Consider the following 18,562-nt stretch of genomic DNA (forward strand, 5'->3'; position numbering starts at 1 on the left):
ATACATAAATGGATTAATTTTTTTATAAATCCTCTTATAAAAAAATAATAGTACCTTTGTTGAAACACAAGGCGTTGCCAAGCAATTTTTCTGACGAGTTTGGTTTATCTTCAACGTTCAGTTTAGTTTTTACAGTCGCCATTTAATGTTATCAACGGTATATATAGCATAAGTTTGCTGCGCGACATTGAAGTTCCGATTTTAAGTCACCCTTATATTTCTGTTAATAAATAGACAATTGTCTTGCTGAGTGCGCAAGCAATACCTTGTAAGTAGAAATCTTGTTCGTTAGAATGAAAGAGCAGGATGATCGTTAACTAGAACAAATGGATTTTAAAAACATCGGGATTATAGCGCCCATTTTAAAAGCTATCGCAGAGTTGGGGCATACGTCTCCTACCGAAATACAAAAACAATCTATCCCTCCAGTCCTTTCAGGCAAGGATATCATTGGTTGTGCGCAAACAGGAACAGGTAAGACGGGAGCTTTTTCAATCCCGATGTTGCAATTACTATCTTCAGAACAAAATAAAGGTAAACATCCAAGGGCCTTAGTATTGGCTCCTACCCGAGAATTGGCCTTACAGATCGCTCAAAATATCAAAGGGTACAGTAAACATCTTCCGATTGAATATGCAGTTATTTATGGGGGTGTTAAGCAAGGGAAACAAGTAGCGCAGCTTCGCAAGGGTGTGGATATTATCATCGCAACTCCAGGAAGATTGTTGGACCTTTTAAACCAAGGAATTGTAAATTTAAGTTCAGTTCAAAAGTTGGTGCTAGATGAAGCAGACAATATGCTTGATATGGGCTTTATCAACGATATTAAAAAGATACTTAAACTCATTCCGAGTAAAAGGCAAACGCTGTTGTTTTCCGCAACAATGCCTAAAGCTATTCGAAAATTCGCCAATGAAATTCTGAATCAACCCGTGGAGATCAATGTTACTCCGGAAACATTCACTGCTGAAAAAGTAAGCCAATCTGTTTATTTTATCGATAAGGGTCAAAAAGTAAAGCTATTGACTAGAATGTTACTCGATGGGAAAAATACACAAACGCTGGTGTTTATGCGGACAAAACATGGTGCTGATCGTCTATCAAAGTCTATTGGGAAAAGTGGAATCCAATCGGCATGTATTCATGGTAACAAGTCTCAAAATGCTCGTGAGAACGCTCTATTATCGTTTAAGAATGGCAAGATTAACGTTCTTATTGCGACAGATATTGCAGCACGTGGTATTGACATCAAAGAACTTCCACAAGTTATTAACTATGATTTACCAGCAGACTCCGAGACTTATGTTCATCGGATTGGCCGAACGGGACGTGCAGGAAAAGAAGGTAAAGCGGTCTCATTCTGTAGCGATGACGAAAAACCTATGCTATTAAAAATCCAAAAGCTAATAGGCTTTTCGGTTCCAGTAGCGCAAAAAATCAAATAAATTATCAATAAAATATAATAACAATGCAAGAAGGAACAGTAAAATTCTTTAACGAAACAAAAGGTTTCGGTTTTATCACACCTACAAATGGCGGTCCTGATATTTTTGTTCATACAACAGGACTTATGAGCAACATCCGTGAAAATGATTTAGTAACGTATGATGTTGAAAATGGGAAAAAAGGGCTTAACGCCATTAATGTCCGCGTAGCGAGATAATTAAGAGCATTTATTAACAAATGCATAAAGAGCGGAGCAATTTATTTTGCCCCGCTTTTTTATTGGAGTTAAATGGTATCTGTATGGCCTTTTGCCCATTATCGGCAGTTTTCGTTACACTTCAAAATCACCAAATATACCTCTATCTATGTCCAGCCTAGTTTATCATCTCATTGTCAGGATAGCACAGGATGCCCTTTTTTTGGTCGTTTGATATATTTGGTTATAAGGACATCAACAAACCTTTACCAATTTAAACAGAGTGTTTTGAGATCGCTCTCGCCCAGTGGCTACAACATTCTAAGAGCTAATAACTGTTAAATATAATATTTAAGGAAGGAGGATTTAAGCAGAAAAACGTTCAATCAATAAACCGTTTTGCTTAAAAAAAATACCGATAGTGTTCCAGCACTATCGGCAATGTTTTTACAGCACACACCTAAATCAAGAGGTTCGCGTCTCTTAAATGTTTAACCATTAAACTTTTGCAAAGTTATGCAAACTGACCAATTAAACAAAACTAATACCTTTAGTTATGCCACTACGAAACAACTTATTTACAAAGTCGAGCAGTGCAAGAATCGCTTAATAGATAAACAAAACTTTTTAAAAGCAGCATTCATTGTTCCGGCTGTATTATTTAGTCAAATTTCTTTCGGTTACTCCAGTAACGTTGAAAAGAAAAGCGAATTCAATAAACTAACAAAAGAAATTACATCCGGAGCACTTTATAGTGCCGGATTACAGCAAGAAGTAACTGTCAAAGGGGTAGTTACGGATGCTAGCAATGCCCCTATAGCTGGTGTTTCAGTTATGGTAAAGGGGACTTCCATTGCAACCTCCACGGATGCTAAAGGAGCATACGAAATTGAAATGCCTAAGGGACAAACGCTAGTCTTTCGAAACATTGGTTTTACAGACGTAGAGCTTGTTATTTCGGCAAGCGGAACACGTAACGTAACCCTAGAGTCTTCTGAACAGGACATTGGTGAGGTTGTCGTTGTCGGCTACGGTAGCCAACAGAAGAAGGATGTCACGGGATCAATTGCTACAGTTTCGATGAAGAATGTTCGTGGACAAGCGATAATTAGTCCTGATCAAGCGTTGACTGGACAAATCGCAGGTGTACAAGTGAGTACATCGAACGGTACACCAGGGGGAGGACCTAAGATTCAAGTGCGTGGTATCGGTGCTATAGGTGCCGGTAGTCAGCCTTTATATGTAATTGACGGATTTCCAGTTCCAGCCTCGTCTAGTGAAAGAAGTAATCCTTTAGCAACCATTAATCCGAATGATATCGAATCGATGACGGTATTAAAGGATGCGTCTGCTACCGCAATTTACGGTTCTCGTGGATCGAATGGTGTCGTATTAATCAACACCAAAAAAGGAGCCGTAGGTAAAATGAAAGTGGATGTGGCGGCAAGCTCTGGATTACAGCAAGTACCTCAAAAAGGTCGTCCAAATTTAATGAACGCACAAGAATTCGCACAATTCCGAAAAGAAGCGATTGAAGATAAAATTCGCTTTGAGGAAGGACGAGAGCCAACGCTGAATGATATCCCAGAAGAATATAGAAATCCAGCTGCTTTAGGAGCGGGAGTGGATTGGTACGATGCGGTATTGCGTGTTGCACCGATGTCTGACATCAATGTTAGTCTTAGCGGGGGAAATGAAAATATCCGTTCGTTTGTTTCGGCAGGGTATTTAAATCAAACTGGTACTATGTTGAATACTGGTTTCGATCGTTTCTCGGTAAGAGCAAATGTAGACGGTAATATATCGAATAAATTTAAAGTTGGAATCAATCTATCACCAACCTTATCATATTTGAAAGGTGGAGTTAATGGTCAAGGACGTGATGAGTTCTTTGAAATTACAACTCCGGTTGCAAAAATCTACAACGATGATGGAAGCTATGTGCCGTACATTCAATCGCCAGGATCTTTTGGTAACCCGAATCCAATGATGTTCTTGGAGCAACGTGTAAACAAGAGTACGGAAATGAAGTTATTAATGAGCTCATATGCGGAGTATAGCATTTTAAGTAATTTAAAGTTCAAGACAACTTTCAACGTGGATTATCTTGACGAGAGTAGAGAAACGTTTCGCCCTTCCACTATTCCGAATCAAAATGCACCAGGATTATCAATTCCAAGTGGTGGATATTACCGCGAGCAATACTTGAACTGGGCTAATGAAAACACATTGAATTACGACTTGGTCTTAGAAAACGGACATTCCATCAGTGCATTAGCAGGTTATTCAGTGCAGGTTCAAAAAAACAAGGGAGCGAGTTTCAATGGAACACAATTTCCAGATGATGACATTCAAACATTGAATGCTGCCGCACGTATTACAGGTGGTACTGCAATAGAAGATTGGGCATTATTGTCTTATTTGGCGCGCGTTAATTATTCATATAAAGACAAATACGTTCTAACGGCATCTTATCGTGCAGATGGTTCATCTCGCTTTGGAAAAGATAACCGCTGGGGATCATTTCCATCGGTGGCAGTTGGTTGGAGATTATCCGAAGAAGAATTCTTAAAAGACAAGGAGTGGATTAACGAATTGAAATTAAGAGCTTCATTTGGTCGTAGTGGTAACTTTAATATCGCCAATTATGCTTCCTTAAGTAGTATTGGTACAGGGAACTATGTCTTCGGAGGTGTCTTAGCACCCGGAAGAACGATGAACAGTCTAGGAAACCCAATGCTGGGATGGGAGCGTATGAAGGAGTTAAACATTGGGCTTGACTTTGCGACATGGAACAATCGTTTAACATTTACAGCGAACTATTATAAACGGAATACATTAGACCTTTTATTGAATACGCCAGTTCCGCAGTCCTCGGGATTTGCTAACGTGACGGAGAACCGTGGAGATGTAGAAAATAAAGGATTTGAGTTCTCTGTTAGTTCAGCGAATATTCAACGTGATCGATTCACTTGGACTACAGACTTTAATATTTCATTTAATAGAAATAAAGTAATTGCATTAGGTAGAAGTACGGATCCAATTTATTCTGGGCAGAGTTCCGAAGGGAACTTCACCAACATCACCCGTATCGGCCAACCTGTTGGTATGATTATCGGTTATGTGGTGGAAGGCATCTATCAAAACCAAGCAGACTTAGACAAGTATCCTAAATTCCCAGGAGCGATCCCAGGAAACTTACGTATGAAAGATGTCGACGGTGACGGTGAGATTACTCCAAACGATGACTTTGACGTTATTGGTAATCCATATCCAGACTTTACCTGGGGTATGACAAATAGCTTTACGTTTAAGAATTTCGATCTACGTTTGATGATGGTGGGAGCGATGGGACAAGAGTTCCTACATGCTACTCGTTTTTATACAGACAATATTGATGGAGTTTTCAATGTGCGCAAAGAAATTGCTGACCGTTGGAGATCAGAAGATAACCCAGGTTCAGGTTTAGTGCCTACTACAAATGGATCAGGGCGCGGTCGAGTAATGTATCGCGATACGCACTCGCTATTTATTGAAAAAACGGACTACCTATGGGTTAGAAATATTACTCTTGGTTATACTTTACCAAAACCAGTTGGAGGGGTAGTTAACAATGTACGTATTTATGCAAACTTACAGAACCCATTCATGATTTCAGGATACGATGGTAATCCAGAGGGAACAAATATGAATAGAGGGGATACAAGTCCATTGGTACCAGGTATCGATTATGGTGCATATCCAGTACCGAGAATTTACACATTAGGGTTGAATTTCAATTTTTAGGAGAAGGTTATGAAATTAAAATATATAATATTGAGTTTAGGGCTTTTGAGCTTTACTTCATGTACACATCTGTTGGAAGTAGATCCTTATACCTTTTCGAGTGGGGATAATTACTATGAGAATGAAAGCCAAGTATTACGTGCTGTAAACGGAGTTTACGGTCGTTTGCAAGGGATCTATACCTCAGACTTTAACGCATTGGTGGAGATGCGCGCAGATAATACAAACTATCAGTATAGTGAGTCCGATCGTGGTGCACAACAAAGGGAGGAGATTGATGAATTCTTAATAACCTCTTCCAACAATTACGTGAACACCCAATGGGCGAATTTCTACGGAATTGTAGCCCAATCAAATGTAATATTAACACGTATTGATCAAGTAAGCTTCGCTGACGCGGAATTGAAAAAAAGATATGTAGGAGAGGTTAAGTTTTTAAGATCCTATGCTTACTTCAATTTGGTGCGTTTGTTCGGTTCGATACCCTTGCATACTGTTGAAGTTACTAGTCCTCAAGGAGCGTTTACCGATGGGAAGAAAGCAAGTGTAGAAGAGGTTTACGCCGTTATCATTCAAGATCTTAAAGATGCAGCGACAGTTTTGCCGGCAAGCTATGATAAAAATAATGCAGGTAGAGCAACAAAAGGTGCGGCCTTAACGATGTTAGGGGATGTATATCTAACTAGAAAGCAATATACAGACGCGGCGAGCACGCTACAGCAAGTTACTACTCTAGGCTACTCCTTAATGCCAAACTACGCAGATTGTTTTAGCCCAACATCTAAGAATAATGCGGAGTCGGTTTTCGAGGTTCAGTATAACTCTGCTGTCGAAGGGGAGAACAGTAACTTTATTTTTATGTTCGGACCAAGAGACGCAAAGCTTAAACTAGTAGGTTTCACTGGCAATTTGGGTGCAAGCAATATACCAACCCCAAGCATATACAATGCTTATGAGACAGGGGATAAACGTAAAGATGAATCCATTCAATTGTTTGATGATCCTTCAAATGCAAAATATCCAGAAGCCAAAGCATTTGGGGGTAAACTACCGTTCATTAAGAAATTCTATCATGCGCCATATGCGGAAGATGGTCGTTCCAATGAAAACTGGCCGGTATACCGTTACGGGCATGTGCTATTAATGCTTGCGGAGGCCTTAAATGAAGCCGGAACGGGGGATCCATATGTTCATCTAAACGCTGTAAGGAAGCGTGCGGGATTGGCAGTAAAATCAGGACTTTCAAAAGAACTTTTACGTAATGCGATTGCCGAAGAGCAGCGTGTCGAAGTCGCTTTTGAAAACCATAGATGGTATCAGCTGTTACGTACTGGCAAAGCAATATCTGTAATGAATGCACACGGAGTAGAGGAGAAGAAGCGTCTGACACGTTTGAGTTCTGCTTCCTACAATGTGCAAGAATTTATGCTCTTGTATCCGATTCCATCGAGGGAGGTTCAGATCAATCATATAGAACAAAATCCTGGATATTAATCCAAATAAGTAAAAAAGCGAATCATTTGATTCGCTTTTTTACATTAAAGTCTTGTTATTTTGAGGGCTTATGAACGGATACTGTTAAGCTAAGCATGTGCTATCCACTCACATATTTACCATATGGCATCTTTCTTAGTAAGTAAGTAATCATCACCGAAGCGACGACGGTTCCTGCTGTTGCCAATGGAATTACCCAAACGGTGCTGAAATGTTTGGAGATCAACGGATGCAGGAAATTTAAAGGTATGATATGACTTAGGTATACGCCAAAGCTATACTTGTCAATAGTTGAAATCCAACGAGGAGTTTTTAGACGTTGGGAAGCCTCTTTTACCCAGAGGAATAGTGCACCAGCGGCAATCGCTGTGGTTACAAAGACATAGTTGTAGAAAAAAGTATTCAACTTGCTCGCGTTCTCATTGAGTAGGTTTGTTCCTACCGCACCAATCACAACCATAAGAAGATATGTCGATGCGAATATGATTTGCTTGTAATTGAAATTAAACGTACGAATACGGATATAGTAGCCCAATACCAAGTAACCAGCATAACCCGAAAAAAAAGTAAGATCGAACTTAGGCATTGCTTTGTATAGCGGTTTACTTGTGAAACACATGGATAATAACCAGAGAAGCAAGAAGAATTCAATCTCTTTTTGTGTTGATTGAAGCAGAATCTTACGAAGAAATGGGATCGCTAAATAGAGTCCGATAATCATATAAAGATACCACAAGTGCGCATTGGCACCATGTAGAATCTTATCTAAGCTAATTGACCATATCTTTTCGGTAGAAAGAAGATTGAAATTCGTGTAGCGATAGAAGTAATAAATCAGATATATAATGGTCCAAAAAATAAATGGATACAGCAATTTTGGAATACGTTTTCTATAGAAAGTCCAAGTATCTTCATCTTTGCTAAACAAAAGACTACCTGAGATAATAACAAAAATCGGTACCGAACATCTTGTGGCAGCATTTATCCAGTTGGCGTAGTTCCAATCAAATGCGTTTGTGTCAATTTGATACAAAAACCCTGTAGAGGCATGAATTAAGACCACAAAGATTGTTGCAATTACACGTAAATAAATGATGTAGTTGTTTTTTTCTGCCATACCGTAAAAATATATATTATTGCATGAAGTTTGAATCTATTCTATACTTATACATTCCTGAAAGCGATATATTATACGGTAAATCGCTAACAAAGGTTTTTTAGCCCCTTGAACCATCAATACTCACTAGAAGAAGCTTTTCGACGAGTTCATGGTTCCAAGTATCTTAAAACCTCCGAAAAACACATCAAACAACAAACTACTTTAAGTCTTCGGGATTATTTCTAACTTAACGGGCAGATTTCATCTGCTGTTTTATCGCTGCATGATTGAATGGTACCCTGACCTAAAATAAAATGAAAAACAGAATCTATCTAATCGGAATATTGTTGTTATGCTTCTTCACGTCTTGTCGTTCCAGTTATCAAGTATTAAACAAAGGAATTGCGGGAAACAACTCTAGCGATTTGCTCGCTCGCGTTGATAAGGATGTTGTAGCGAACAATCCAGATCTTGTTATTCTAATGGTAGGAAGCAACGACATGATCAATTCTAAAAAGTTTATTAGCATAAATGATTATTTATCGAACTTAGACTCGATTGTTAATTTAATAAAAGCAGGAAGACCGAAAGTTAAACTTGTGGTATCCAGTATCCTTCCTGTTGAAGAATCCTATCTTTTTCAGCGTCATGATCCCGAGAAATTTCCGGTCAAACCGAATACGAAGATTAGTCAGCTTAATAGTGCAATTGAGCAATTTGCGAAGAAGGAGAATTTGATTTTTATTCCTTTATATGATGAGTTTGTTAAGTATGGAACGAACTATACGAGTCAAGAATCGCTTCTTGTTAACAGCAAAAACAATACTGTTGACGACGGGGTACATCCAACAGCTGATGGCTACAAAATTATTGGTGATTATTTCTATCGACAATTGAAAGAAAAGAAGCTATTACGCAGGAATATGCTAATTGTTTGCTTTGGAGATAGCATCACATATGGCGCCTTTATGCTAGGCCGGGGAACGTCTGAAGGGGATACTTATCCGGCGGTATTGCTTAGGAATCTCAATCAAAGTAAAAAGGTAAATTAATCCATTTTGATGTTGATAAACGAGAAGATTCTATAGGTTTACTTTTTTTCTTATAACGATTCGCTCGGTGTTTTAAAGGAAAAAAGGGCTTCAATAATTGATGTTTGCAGGTCATTTTTACTGTTCTATATGTTTAAAACAAATAATGTCAGTATTTTAGTTGGCTAATAGTCAAGCTTTAAAAGTATTGATATGGATTTCGAGTCATTAATTCTCAAAACACAAGAGTATGTCAGTAAGTTAGCCAACGATCAATGTGGTGACTATTGCTTTCATAACGCTCTACATACGCATGATGTTGTCGAAGCCGCGGAAGAGATGGCAGCATACTATCAGTTAAACTCCCAAGATCGATTTATAGTTATTTGTGCTGCTTATTTTCATGATATCGGCTATCTCTTTGGAGGGGCGAAAGATCATGAAAACAGAGGGGCAGAATGCGCCGCGCAGTTTCTTAAAGAGCAGGAGGTATCGCAGGATATAATTGAGCAGGTTAAAGGATGTATTATGGCAACTAAAATGCCACAAGCGCCGAGAAACCTTCTAGAAAGCATTCTTTGCGATGCAGATCTATTTCATCTAGGTGGTGCTTCCTTTGAAGAAAGGAACAAGCTTATGCACCAAGAAGCTGAACAATACAAGGCAGACAAAATTGACAAAAATGAGTGGCGTACAAGAACCATCGCCTTGTTGCAAAATCATAAGTATCATACCGATTATGCTCAAAATAAGCTGAATCAAGGAAAGCAGATCAATCTGGAAAACCAATTGAAAAAACAAAAGAAGAATCTCGCGAAAACGGAAGCCGAGAGCGATAAACTTAGAAAGCCTGAGCGTGGTATTGAAACGATGTTTCGTATAACATCCTCAAATAGCCAACGTCTCAGCGATATGGCGGATAATAAATCCAATATTCTACTAACCGTCAACTCAATTATACTTTCAATCATCGTTGCGGTTTTACTGAAAGCCTTGGATAGCAATCCACATCTAATTGTACCTACAGTGACGTTAATGGCTTGCTCTGTAACAACGATGGTATTAGCGATTCTTGCTACTATTCCAAAAATTCCTGATGGTTATTTCAAAGATGAGGACGTGAAAAACAAGTCTGTTAATCTTTTATTCTTTGGGAATTTCTATAAGACAAAATTCGAAGATTATCAGGGAGCCATGAACAAAGCTATGGATGATAAGGAGTTTTTATATGGCATGTTGACAAAAGACGTTTATTCTCAGGGTGTAGTCCTTGGACGCAAATACAAATTACTGCGATACGCATATGGCATTTTTATGCTTGGTTTAATTTTATCTGTCGCTGCTTTTTGTGTAGCAATCATTATAGCAAAATAATATGAAATTAGAGCTAATACTCAGCATGTTACTCTTCTCTGGTTTGGCATCTTGTCAACCTTCGGGAACGAAACAAAATGAAGAAAAAAACAAGGAAAATACGACAGAGGAAGTGTCTGCATTACATGCAGATAAAACTTTTGTACTCCCCAAGCAGTTGAACGAAATTTCGGGAATCAGCTTTCTAGCAAATGATACGGAACATATTTATGCTGTTCAAGATGAAAGTGGTATAGTCTATTCTTATCATCTAACAAGCGAGAAAATTGTGTCGGAATATGAGTTTGCACCCGCTGGCGATTATGAGGAAATCACAAACGATGGCAGCTACTTTTATGTTTTGCGTAGCGATGGAACAATCTTTAGTTTTCCAGTAGATTTGAAGGCAGCACAAGCAAAGGTTAATGTTTTTGAAGGACAGTTAGGCAAAGGAGAATATGAATCGATGTCATATGATTCGGATAAGAAAGAGTTGTATGTACTGTGTAAATCTTGTAGTCAAGACAAAGGAAAGGCAAGTGTATCGGGCTATACGGTCCAGGTACAAGCGGATGGCATTCTAACCCTTGGCGCCCCATTTGAAATTAATTTAGATGCGGTAAATCAGCTTGGCGGGAAAGCGCTAAAGTCTTTGAAACCATCGGCAATTGTAAAGCGCTCAGCCACTAAAGATTGGTACGTTTTATCGTCGGTTGATAAGCTATTGTTAATTCTCGATGCATCACTAAAGCCTAAAAAACTGATTCGTTTCGATAAAAAGCAATTTGAACAACCCGAAGGAATTACATTTGACCAAAGCGATCGGATGTTCATTAGTAGCGAAAAGAATAAAGGCGATAATGCTTTACTATTTCAATATACTAAACAGCCTTAATGCGTAGTCTATTCCTCGTCCTATATGTTTTTATTTCTTACTTCAGCTATTCGCAAGAAGTAGAACGAAGACTTATTGTGTTTGGAGACGCAGGAGAGATTAATACGAAACAGAGTTTTCTGATTCAAAAAGCTCAGGATCTTTTATTGGAACAAAAGACTACCGTATTTTTTGTAGGGGATAATATCTATCCGTTGGGGATGGCATTGACTGCACCAGAAAACGAAGAAACCGCAAATATTTTACGCTCACAATATGAAGGATTCAGAAGATTAGGCGCGCCGGTATACTTTCTTGCAGGAAATCATGACTGGGACAAATCTAAAGAAGAGGGCTTGGCGAAAGTAAAGGCGCAAGGTCAATTCCTCAAAGATCAAGGAGATTCCGATTTGCAATTTGTTCCAGAAGCTGGAACCTTAGGCCCGAAGGCGATTCAATTGAGCGAAAATCTAGTTGTTATTACTTATGATAGCGAATTTTGGTTGTTTCCCCATCATGGACGAAGTATAGATCAGGATAAGATTCAATTCGAACAGGAACTGAAACAATTATTAGATCAATATAAGGACAAGCGTGTGATTATGATGTCTCACCATCCGATGTTAACCTTTGGCGAACATGCATTAAAATATAATTGGAGGGATCATGTTTTCCCATTGACGCGTCTTTGGAAGGGAGCTTATGTTCCTTTGCCAGGCTTGGGGTCATTATATCCACTTTTTCGCTCGACACTTCTTGCATCTCCCGAGGACATCAAGCATCCCGCATATGCTGATTTAAGAAGCCGAGTCCTTGAAATCTGTAAACATCATCCGAATTTGATTTATGTCTCAGGACATGATCACGGTTTACAATATATTGTTAAGGATAATCTCTATCAAGTCGTAAGTGGCTCAGGATCTAAAACATCAGAAATCCGAAAAGACAAATCCTTAAAATATCGATACAATAAACAAGGCTTTTGTATACTTGATTGCTTAGATAATGGAGCGATAGCGATTCAATTTTATATTGATGAGCCTGAAGACGCCCTGACCAAAAGCTTTGAAACAAAAATAGAATTTCAATAACACATTAACCGAAGAACGCATTTACCTATATGTTAGTTAAAACCACACCTATTGATAGCCATGTGGTTCCAGTCAACGGATTGGAGCAATCGCTATCCTTGTGGCCATTTTTGAATCATTTGCAAAAGACGATAGAAGAACAAGCGGAAGGTATGTTGGTGCCGAAAATCGCGAATGAACTTATTCTAGCGAAGATTCAACAGCATGGAGATTTAAACTCCGAAAATTTAGGTAGTTATCATGATTTACTCGAGAGCCTTTACCATCTAGCGAAGGGTGTATCCACCGATAGAGAAATTAAATGGGCATTAGGATACCCTATACCCGATCGTGTTTTTTTTGGAACTTCATCCTTTTTTGAGCTTATTGATCATGATTTTCAGCGAGTAGAATCCAATCAAAACAAAAGCTTCTTGGATGTAGATTTTATGAACAAGCAGCTTTATTTACTAATTTTAGAACGCTTCTATCACATTCCGGCCATTAGTAACAAGCTGCGCTTCAAGAAAACAACAGGTGAAATTAGCAGGTTCTTTGAGTTAGAAATAGATTATGCTTATGTGGATATTCAACCGAAGGAAGCATTACCCGAGCTGGATCTTAGTAGCTTTAAAAATAAAGACACGTTTAATCAAAAGGATATAGAGCCCATTCTCGAAGCCTTCGATCTTTCAAAATTCTCTTTCAGAGGTTTTACCATTTGTACGCTCGTAGATTGTCATGATGCCTACGTTACAGAAAAATTGCAGGAGCTCATTAATAATATTAGTATTTATACTGGAGAAGACGGGATAGATAAATTGAATGATATTCTCGCTAATATAGTCACATACGAAGGTGTAAAATCCTCTTTTTACCCTATTCTCAAACTAAACGGCATACCTGTTTTGTCTCCCGATATGTCAAAAAGTAGTATGCTTTTAGGCGATTCGGTATTCTACGATAAGGATATTATGGCGGGAGGATTAATGAAATATCTCGATAATCCATATATCCTCTCCTTTGGCGTGGATGGCGGAATTGAGTCTCAGTCGTCGGAGCTAAAAAGGAGCTTACAGAAAACCGGGTTGACTTCTTATATCTGTTTTCCCTTGATCCATAATCAAGATTTAGTTGGCATTTTCGAAATTTATACACGAACAAAACCTGGTTTAAATCGTAATATGTTAATTCAAGTACGCTCTTTTTATACCCTTTTGGCGCAGTTAGCCTATGACATCGTACTTTCATTTAAGAGTGAACTCAATAACGTTATTTTACATAAGTATACCTCTCTCCAACCAGCAGTTGAATGGAAGTTTAATCAAGTTGCCGCAGCATACCTTGGCGAGCTAATTCATTTAAGTGCAGAGCCAGAATTAGAAAAAATAGTGTTTAACGAGGTGTATCCTTTTTACGCAGCAGTTGATGTTAAGGACTCTAGTTTATTACGAAATAAATCTTATCGCGAGGATATTCTAAAGCGTGTAGATTACATTGGCTCTTTGATCGAACGCATGGACGAACAGAAAGTAAAGAGCTTGAACGAGAACTTTATAAATCGCTTTAAAGAAGTTGAAGCATGGACAAATGGGGCTAATTTAGAGCATTACTTGCTCGACGTGCTTTCCTTCTTCCAAGAAGATGTGCCAGCTTTCCTAGATAGCGTAGAAAAGAAAGTCCCTGCTTTGCATGATTCGTTGGCGACTTGCCGACGTAAATTACAATACAGTTACGCGGATATGAATGCCAGTAATGAGGCTTTCGAAAGGTCTCTTCAGAAGGTTAATCAGGCCGTGAAAAACGAAATGAACCAATTTAATGCGCAAGTTCAAGCGATTTTTCCGTCCTATTTTGAAACCTTTAGAACCGATGGAATTGAATATGATCTATATGTCGGGCAATCGATAGCTCCACGTCATAATTTTAAGCTCAGTATATTGAATCAGATTCGAAAAGAGCAGATTATCAGCATTGCGCGAATAGGACAGCAGACCTTTAACCTGAGAAAGACATTGAGTATTCCATTAGAAACGACACAGTTAATCTTTATCCACCCGAATGCAATTGATATTAGCTTTCGAGAAGACGAACGTAGATTCGATGTAGAAGGCTCTTATAACATCAGGTACCAAATGATCAAAAAGCGGATTGATAAAGCCTATGTTTTAAATAGTAAGGAACGTTTAGTTCAACCAAATACCATTGCAATTGTTTACAGTAGAAACCAAATTGCGCGCGATTTGCGGATTTGTCTGAAGCAGGTTTCCGAACTGGGCTTGATTGAGCCAGAAATTGAAGAGCTTCAATTGGAGAATCTGCAAGGGATAAGCGACTTGATGGCGATGCGCGTCAAAATTGTACTAACAGAAAGAAATTAAGACAGAATGATATCTAGTGCTCGTTTTATGTCGTTGAAGAATATATTGATGCTGGGTTTACTTTTTGTAATAAGCGAGAGCTTTGCACAGAAACAAGACAGCATAACAACCGTAATTGCGTCTGAATATGATCAAGTCGGCGCGGTACATCGTTTTTGGCTCGGCGACAGCTATCGAAAACTATATAATACCCCGGTTAAAATGCGCATCATGGATCTGTCGAAGGAAAAGGGCGGATTACATATCGTCAAGCTAGGTGGAGGCATGCAAACGCAATCATTACGACTTGCCGATTCAAGTGGTGTGGAGTGGGTGTTACGGTCGATTCAAAAATATCCAGAACGCAGTTTACCGGAAAGCCTTCGGAAGACGATTGCGAAAGATATTGTGCAAGATCAAATAGCGATCGCACATCCCTTCGGTGCGTTAACGGTTCCAACTTTTAATAGCGCCTTATCGATTCCACATTCAGCACCTGAACTTGTTTACGTGGCGGATGATCCCCTCTTCGGAGAGTATCGACCGATATTCAAAAATCGGCCGTATATGTTTGAAGCAAGAATGCCCTTTGAAAATGAAAAAACAGACAATACACTTAAGGTCATTGATAAGCTATTAGAAGATAATGATGCGAAAGTCGACCAAAAATTGACTACTCGTGCTCGTTTGCTTGATTTTGTTCTAGGAGATTGGGATCGCCATGAAGATAATTGGCGTTGGGATCCTGAAAAAGAGAAAGGTAAAAAAACCTATAGTCCAGTTCCTCGGGACCGTGATAAAGTGTACTACAAAACCTCTGGTGTTTTTCCTGTTTTGCTTTCTTATCAATGGCTAAAAGCTAATGTTCAGCCCTTTAGTCCACATATTAGAAATGTAGCGCACTGGAATTTTAATGCACGACATTTCGATCGTTTCTTTCTTAATCACTTGGACCGAAACGATTGGAAAGAACAAATTTCTACCGTGCAGAAGGTTCTGACAGACTCATTGATTCATCAGGCGATGTTGCAAATGCCGGATACGATCGTGAAGCTGAGTGCTGTAGAACTGGAAACGAATATTCGGTCGCGTCGTGATGAATTGGACCAATCAGCAGATGAATATTATTTATCATTAGCGCGCGTTGTCGATATCCCGCTTTCTGCTAAGCGTGAATTTGTAGAAATTGTATATCAAGAAGATGGAAGTATCCAGGTCGATGTCCATAATAAAAAGAAAGACGGAACGGAGGGGGCACGCATTATGAAGCGTCTTTTTTTGCCAACTGAGACCAAGGAATTACGAATTTATGGAATCGCAGGTGAAGACGAATATACCATACGAGGAAACGGAAAGTCACCTATAAAACTTCGATTAATTGGAGGAAAGTCGCACGATCAATTTCTAGCAGATGAAAAACTGCTGTCAGCAAACAAACTGTATGTTTACGACAATAAGGGAGATACGGCGAATACGTTCAATAATATGGTTGGCGCAAAATTTCGATTGAAAAAAGATAGCACGGTGAATGCGTTTCAATATGATAATTTTGTGTACGATCGCAAAGGTGTTTTGGTTAATTTGAGCTATGGTGTCGATCGCGGATTAATCTTTGGACTAGGCTATCTGATCGAGAATCAAGGGTTTAGAAAAACTCCCTATGCCTATCGACATGAATTTCTTGCCAACTATCTAACCGGCCGTCAATCATTTATCTTAGAATATAAAGGGGAGGTAAAGAAGCTGTTTGGAGAGCAGGATCTAAAAATGCATTTACGTGCTTTAGGACCATTCAATCAGAGTAATTTCTTCGGGTATGGGAACAATACGATATTTATAAATGATGAAGAGCATGAAATCTCTTTCTATAGAAATCGTTACGACCATGTCAATGCAGATATATTCTTAGGTTATGAAGTTTTTAAGAACACATCTGTATTCTATGGATCTACATCTGAACTTTATCATAGTAAGGAAGATCATAATGAGGAGCGTTTTTTCAACGGTTTTAATCAAGCGTTTCCAAACGAGGAAGTTTTTGGCACCAAGTTCTCAACCGGTCTTGCTCTTGGGTTTGACTTCGATACAAGAGATAATCATAGTAATCCTAAAGAGGGAATTCGCTTGTTCTCGCGCTTGGACTGGAAAGCTGAGCTTGCTGGTCAAAACCGGAAGTTCGGGGCGTTAGAGAGCTCCTTAAGCCTCTATAAAACAATTTTCAACGACTATCTTACATTTGCTAATCGAAGTGGGGTTCAAGCGGTCTTTGGAAACCCTTATTTTTATCAGCATGCACAAATAGGCGGAGAATCAAGCCTAAGAGGCTTTAATTCACAACGTTTTACCGGAAAAACAGCCTTTTATAATAACCTTGATGCACGATTGAAGATTGCTAGCTTTAGCTCATACTTACTTCCGGGGACACTGGGCTTGATTGGTTTTTATGATGTAGGAAGGGTTTGGATGAGTCACGAGCAATCTAATAGTTGGCATATGGGTGCCGGGGGAGGTTTTTACTTTATGCCAGGCGACCTGATGGTTATTCAAGCGACAGTCGGCGCAAGTAAAGAGGCTGTTCTGCCTTATATTCGTATTGGCCTTTCTTTCTAAAGTTTGATTATTTAACAGTCGATTCGGTAAAGCCTACCGTTTATCGTGAAATGGACTAAGGTTATAGATAAACCCTTGTTATGCCCAAATAAAGGGAATAGCAAGGGCTAATGTACGCCTAAGCAAGGCTTAAGGTACGGTTAATGTTAAAATGAAATTCTTAGATATTATGATTTTTGTTTCTTGAATTATTGTCGATAACCAAATCGCTCATCCAAATTGAGGCATGCTTCGATATCTAATACGCCATCTGAACAAGTTACATGCGTTAGACTTGCGGCGGCGGCACAAACCCCAAGCTTCAGATTTTCTTCCATCGTCCACTCTTCGTGTAAACCATAAAGTATAGCTGCTGCTAAGGCATCTCCAGCACCATTGCTTCCTACAATCTGTTCCGGGTTAAGTTTAACACTCGGTTGAAAAAGCCGAGCACCCGCTCTATGCGCTGCAAAAACTCCCGCAGGATAATGAATAATAATCCATTCATTCACCCCCAAGTCGAAAAGATGCGTGAACACTTCTTGGCAGCTTTCGTGCATTAGCTTCGGGTTTTCTTGGTTCATGAGGTTAATACCTGAAAGCTTGCTGGCTTCAAATTCGTTGAGAAAAAGATAATCAACGTAAGGAAGCGAATTGGGTATTACCGTTTTAAATCGTTCGGAGTCTTCGCTGACTAAATCGATGGATGTTTTGAAACCTTCGCTTTTTGCTTTTTCCAGCAGTCGAGAAGCGTCAGTACGACCATCCTCTCTCACTTCGTCGAGACTATCGAGGAGCAAGAGATAGCCTAAATGAAATATTCGAGCGTTAGATTTTTTGAAATCAAAATGTCCCGGTTTTAATTTGGAACTGGCACCACGATGGTGAAAGAAGGTACGCTTTCCAGTCGTTTTTACTGAAACAACAGTGGTGTATGAAGTGGCGACATTGGGAATCATGGCGATTTGTTGTGTATCAATGCCAATCTCCTTACAATGGTCGATGATGCGGATCCCTTGGAAATCATTGCCAACTAGCCCTATTCCCGCTAAGGGGAAATTGGCACCTAGTTGAGTAAGATCCGTTAGAATATTATAAGCAGATCCTCCATTACTGGTATATTCATCTAATATATTAACAAGGGCTTGTTCTTCGGGGAATTTGTCGATTACTTTAACTTCATCTAAAATCCAATTTCCCCCGGCTAAGATCCCTGATCGCTTTGTTATCTCCGTCATATATTGCTGCCCTTTTAGGATGTCCT

Annotated in this window: 12 protein-coding genes; 10 read left to right on the plus strand and 2 right to left on the minus strand. The window is 39.1% G+C overall.

The window, feature by feature from the left end:
- Positions 1 to 326: 326 nt before the first annotated feature.
- From GFH32_RS00635 to GFH32_RS00650, 4 genes are all read left to right on the plus strand, one after another.
- The gene (locus GFH32_RS00635) at positions 327 to 1,445 is read left to right on the plus strand and encodes a DEAD/DEAH box helicase (RefSeq protein ID WP_153509235.1); all 1,119 of its coding nucleotides are present in this window, start codon (positions 327 to 329) and stop codon (positions 1,443 to 1,445) included.
- A 23-nt stretch (positions 1,446 to 1,468) separates the two neighbouring features.
- Positions 1,469 to 1,663, plus strand: a complete 195-nt coding sequence (locus tag GFH32_RS00640; protein WP_153509236.1) for a cold-shock protein — start codon at positions 1,469 to 1,471, stop codon at positions 1,661 to 1,663.
- Positions 1,664 to 2,158: 495 nt separating this feature from the next.
- Positions 2,159 to 5,428, plus strand: a complete 3,270-nt coding sequence (locus GFH32_RS00645) for a SusC/RagA family TonB-linked outer membrane protein (RefSeq protein WP_153509237.1) — start codon at positions 2,159 to 2,161, stop codon at positions 5,426 to 5,428.
- Between the two features lie 9 nt (positions 5,429 to 5,437).
- Entirely contained in the window at positions 5,438 to 6,922 is a 1,485-nt protein-coding gene (locus GFH32_RS00650) for a RagB/SusD family nutrient uptake outer membrane protein (RefSeq protein ID WP_153509238.1), read from the plus strand.
- 100 nt (positions 6,923 to 7,022) lie between these two features.
- Here the strand turns inward: GFH32_RS00650 and GFH32_RS00655 are convergent, their stop codons facing one another.
- Positions 7,023 to 8,039 carry an acyltransferase gene (locus GFH32_RS00655; protein WP_153509239.1) on the minus strand — a complete coding sequence of 339 codons (1,017 nt, stop codon included), beginning with the start codon at positions 8,037 to 8,039 and terminating at the stop codon, positions 7,023 to 7,025.
- A 296-nt stretch (positions 8,040 to 8,335) separates the two neighbouring features.
- Here GFH32_RS00655 and GFH32_RS00660 point away from each other — a divergent pair, with 296 nt between their 5' ends.
- The 6 genes from GFH32_RS00660 (at position 8,336) to GFH32_RS00685 (ending at position 17,319) form a co-directional block, all read left to right on the plus strand.
- Positions 8,336 to 9,073: an SGNH/GDSL hydrolase family protein gene (locus GFH32_RS00660; RefSeq protein ID WP_153509240.1), complete on the plus strand. Its 738-nt coding sequence runs from the start codon at positions 8,336 to 8,338 to the stop codon at positions 9,071 to 9,073.
- Positions 9,074 to 9,265: 192 nt separating this feature from the next.
- On the plus strand, positions 9,266 to 10,426 hold the full coding sequence (locus tag GFH32_RS00665) for a Pycsar system effector family protein (RefSeq protein ID WP_153509241.1): 1,161 nt from the start codon (positions 9,266 to 9,268) through the stop codon (positions 10,424 to 10,426).
- Between the two features lies 1 nt (position 10,427).
- Entirely contained in the window at positions 10,428 to 11,300 is an 873-nt protein-coding gene (locus GFH32_RS00670) for an SdiA-regulated domain-containing protein (protein WP_153509242.1), read from the plus strand.
- Positions 11,300 to 12,370 carry a metallophosphoesterase gene (locus tag GFH32_RS00675; protein ID WP_153509243.1) on the plus strand — a complete coding sequence of 357 codons (1,071 nt, stop codon included), beginning with the start codon at positions 11,300 to 11,302 and terminating at the stop codon, positions 12,368 to 12,370. The genes GFH32_RS00670 and GFH32_RS00675 overlap by 1 nt, the downstream gene beginning before the upstream one ends.
- Positions 12,371 to 12,399: 29 nt before the next feature.
- Positions 12,400 to 14,730 carry a hypothetical protein gene (locus GFH32_RS00680; protein WP_153509244.1) on the plus strand — a complete coding sequence of 777 codons (2,331 nt, stop codon included), beginning with the start codon at positions 12,400 to 12,402 and terminating at the stop codon, positions 14,728 to 14,730.
- A 6-nt stretch (positions 14,731 to 14,736) separates the two neighbouring features.
- Positions 14,737 to 17,319, plus strand: a complete 2,583-nt coding sequence (locus GFH32_RS00685; RefSeq protein WP_153509245.1) for a BamA/TamA family outer membrane protein — start codon at positions 14,737 to 14,739, stop codon at positions 17,317 to 17,319.
- Positions 17,320 to 17,507: 188 nt separating this feature from the next.
- Here the strand turns inward: GFH32_RS00685 and GFH32_RS00690 are convergent, their stop codons facing one another.
- Positions 17,508 to 18,536, minus strand: a complete 1,029-nt coding sequence (locus GFH32_RS00690) for a carbohydrate kinase family protein (protein WP_153509246.1) — start codon at positions 18,534 to 18,536, stop codon at positions 17,508 to 17,510.
- Positions 18,537 to 18,562: the final 26 nt, after the last annotated feature.

The sequence above is a fragment of the Sphingobacteruim zhuxiongii genome, from assembly GCF_009557615.1.
Classification (GTDB): domain Bacteria; phylum Bacteroidota; class Bacteroidia; order Sphingobacteriales; family Sphingobacteriaceae; genus Sphingobacterium; species Sphingobacterium zhuxiongii.